Source organism: Chrysiogenia bacterium (assembly GCA_020434085.1).
Lineage (GTDB): Bacteria > JAGRBM01 > JAGRBM01 > JAGRBM01 > JAGRBM01 > JAGRBM01.
Genome location: JAGRBM010000534.1, coordinates 1 through 2408 on the forward strand (window position 1 = coordinate 1; position 2408 = coordinate 2408).

3 protein-coding genes are annotated in these 2408 nt (G+C 63.2%); all 3 read left to right on the forward strand.

Translation table 11 applies throughout. The annotated features are described in order from the left end of the window. Positions 1–50: 50 nt before the first annotated feature. Positions 51–1874 carry a glutamine--fructose-6-phosphate transaminase (isomerizing) gene (gene glmS, locus KDH09_17800; GenBank protein ID MCB0221557.1) on the forward strand — a complete coding sequence of 608 codons (1824 nt, stop codon included), beginning with the start codon at positions 51–53 and terminating at the stop codon, positions 1872–1874. Between the two features lie 28 nt (positions 1875–1902). Beyond that, a complete protein-coding gene (locus KDH09_17805; GenBank protein ID MCB0221558.1) occupies positions 1903–2214 on the forward strand; it encodes a nucleotidyltransferase domain-containing protein in 312 nt (103 codons plus the stop codon). Next, positions 2204–2408: hypothetical protein (locus KDH09_17810; protein ID MCB0221559.1), on the forward strand; the 205-nt coding region annotated here is incomplete at its 3' end. The genes KDH09_17805 and KDH09_17810, both read left to right, overlap by 11 nt.

The window sequence follows — 2408 nt, forward strand, 5'->3', positions numbered from 1 at the left end:
CAGAAGAACATTCCCGGCTGGGCCGCGCGCAACAAGAAGAAGAAAAAGTAATGTGCGGAATCGTTGGATACCTGGGCCCCAAGGACGGCGTGCCCCTCGTCATGGACGGGCTCTCGCGCCTGGAATACCGGGGCTATGACTCGGCCGGACTGGCCAGCATTTCCAGGGGCGAAACCGAAGTGGTCCGCGCCAAGGGCAAGCTCGCCGAGCTGCGCACGGCCCTGCACAAGCATCCGCTGAGCGGCGGCCTCGTCATGGGGCACACCCGCTGGGCCACCCACGGCGCGCCTTCGGTAAAGAACGCGCACCCCCACCGCGCGGGTCCGGTCACGGTCGTCCACAACGGCATCTTCGAGAACGCGGGCGAGCTGCGCGCAAAATTCGCAAAATCCGGCACGCACTTTCATTCCGAGACCGACACCGAAGTATTCGCCGCGCTGGTGGAGAAGGCACTCAAAACGAGCAAGAGCCTGGCGGCCGCCGTACGCAAGGCCCTCTCCCAGGCAAGCGGCGCCTACGCGGTGCTGGTGGCTTCCGAGGACGAACCCGGCACGCTGGTGGCCGCGCGCTGGGGCTGCCCGCTCGTGGCCGGGATTGGGTCCGAAAAAGGCGAGTCCTACTTCGCCTCCGACATCCCGGCGCTCCTTTCCTACACCCGTGAGATCGTCATCCTCGAAGACGGCGAGATGGCCGTTGCCGGAAAGAGCGGGCTCACCCTCAGCGACTTCGCTGGCAAGAAGATCACCCGCGAGCCGCGCAAGATCGCCTGGGATCCCGTCAGCGCCGAAAAGGGCGGCTACAAGCATTTCATGCTCAAGGAAATTCACGAGCAGCCCCAGGCGCTGGTCAATACGATCGGCGCGCACTTCGATGCGAGCAAGCTGCGCACGACGCTTGGCGATCTGAGCCTTCCCGAGCGCCCGGCCCGCGTGGTGCTCATCGCCTGCGGCACGAGCTACCACGCCGCGCTGGTGGGCAAGCACTGGATCGAGCGGCTGGCCGGCGTGCCGGTCGAAGTCGACATCGCCAGCGAGTACCGCTACCGCGAGCCGCTCGTTCAGAAGACCGACCTGTGCGTGTTCCTCTCCCAGTCGGGCGAGACCGCCGACACGCTCGCGGCCTTGAAGCTCGCCAGGTCGAAGAAGGCCTTTACGCTGGCCATCGCCAACGTGCCCGACTCAAGCATCCCGCGCGCGGCGCACGCCACGCTCTACACCTACGCCGGCCCCGAGATCGGCGTGGCGGCAACGAAGACTTTTCTGGCGCAGCTCACGGCGCTCTTCATTCTGGCGCTGCACCTGGGAACGACGACGAAGAAGCTCAAGAAGGACGCGCGCGAGGCGCTCGCCAAAGAGCTGCTGCGCATCCCGGCGAAAATCGAGCGCACGCTGGCACTCGACGAGCAGATCGAGGCCATCGCGCATCATCACAACATGCACCGCGATTTCCTGTTTCTGGGGCGCGGGGTCAATCACCCCATCGCGCTCGAAGGGGCGCTTAAGCTCAAGGAAATTTCCTATATTCACGCCGAGGGCTATGCCGCCGGCGAGATGAAGCATGGGCCGATCGCGCTGCTCGATGAAGAATTTCCGGTGATCTGCCTGGCGCCCAAGGATGACGCCTTTCCCAAAGTCGCCAGCAATGTCGAGGAAATCCGCGCCCGCAGCGCACCGGTGCTGATCGTGACGAGCGAGGATCTAAAGCAGCGCCCCACCGGCTGGGATGAACTGCTGGTCGTTCCCAAGACCGACCCGCTGCTCTACCCGTTTCTGCTCACCCCGCCCCTGCAACTGCTGAGCTACCACATCGCCAACCTCAAGGGCTGCGACGTGGATCAGCCGCGGAACCTGGCGAAGAGCGTGACGGTGGAGTGAGGGGCCTCTTTTCTGCTAGAATGCCCCCATGATCGCCGAAATCGAAAACAAGCGCGCCGAGATCGAGGCCCTGTGCCGGCGCTACCACGTGAAGAGCCTGGAGGTCTTTGGCTCCGCCGCGCGCGGTGAGGATTTCGATCCGGAGAAGAGCGACATCGACTTTCTGGTGGATTTTGATCGCTCAACCCCTTCGGAGCTGGCACGCAAGTTCGTCGGCCTTCTCGTTGATCTGCAGGAACTGCTCGGTAGAAAAATTGATCTCGTGATGCCGAACATTCTGGAAGATCGCTACCTGCGCGAGACGATTGAGGAATGTCGCGAACCCCTCTATGCGGCATAAACCCGAAAAATTCCTCCGCGACATTCTCGATGCCGGGAATGCAATTCGCCAATTCCTGGACGCGCACAGCTACGAGGAATTTCTTGCCGATCGGACGCTGCGCTCGGCACTCCGCTATGAAATGCAGACAATCGGTGAGGCCCTCGCCCAGCTTGCCAGGATTGCCCCGGAGCTGGCGGATCGGTTTTCCGACA

What these genes read in the sequence shown, in the direction of transcription:
- glmS (MCB0221557.1), top strand. Translation starts at nt 51, where the DNA reads ATGTGCGGAATCGTTGGATACCTGGGCCCCAAGGACGGCGTGCCCCTC.
- KDH09_17805 (MCB0221558.1), top strand. Translation starts at nt 1,903, where the DNA reads ATGATCGCCGAAATCGAAAACAAGCGCGCCGAGATCGAGGCCCTGTGC.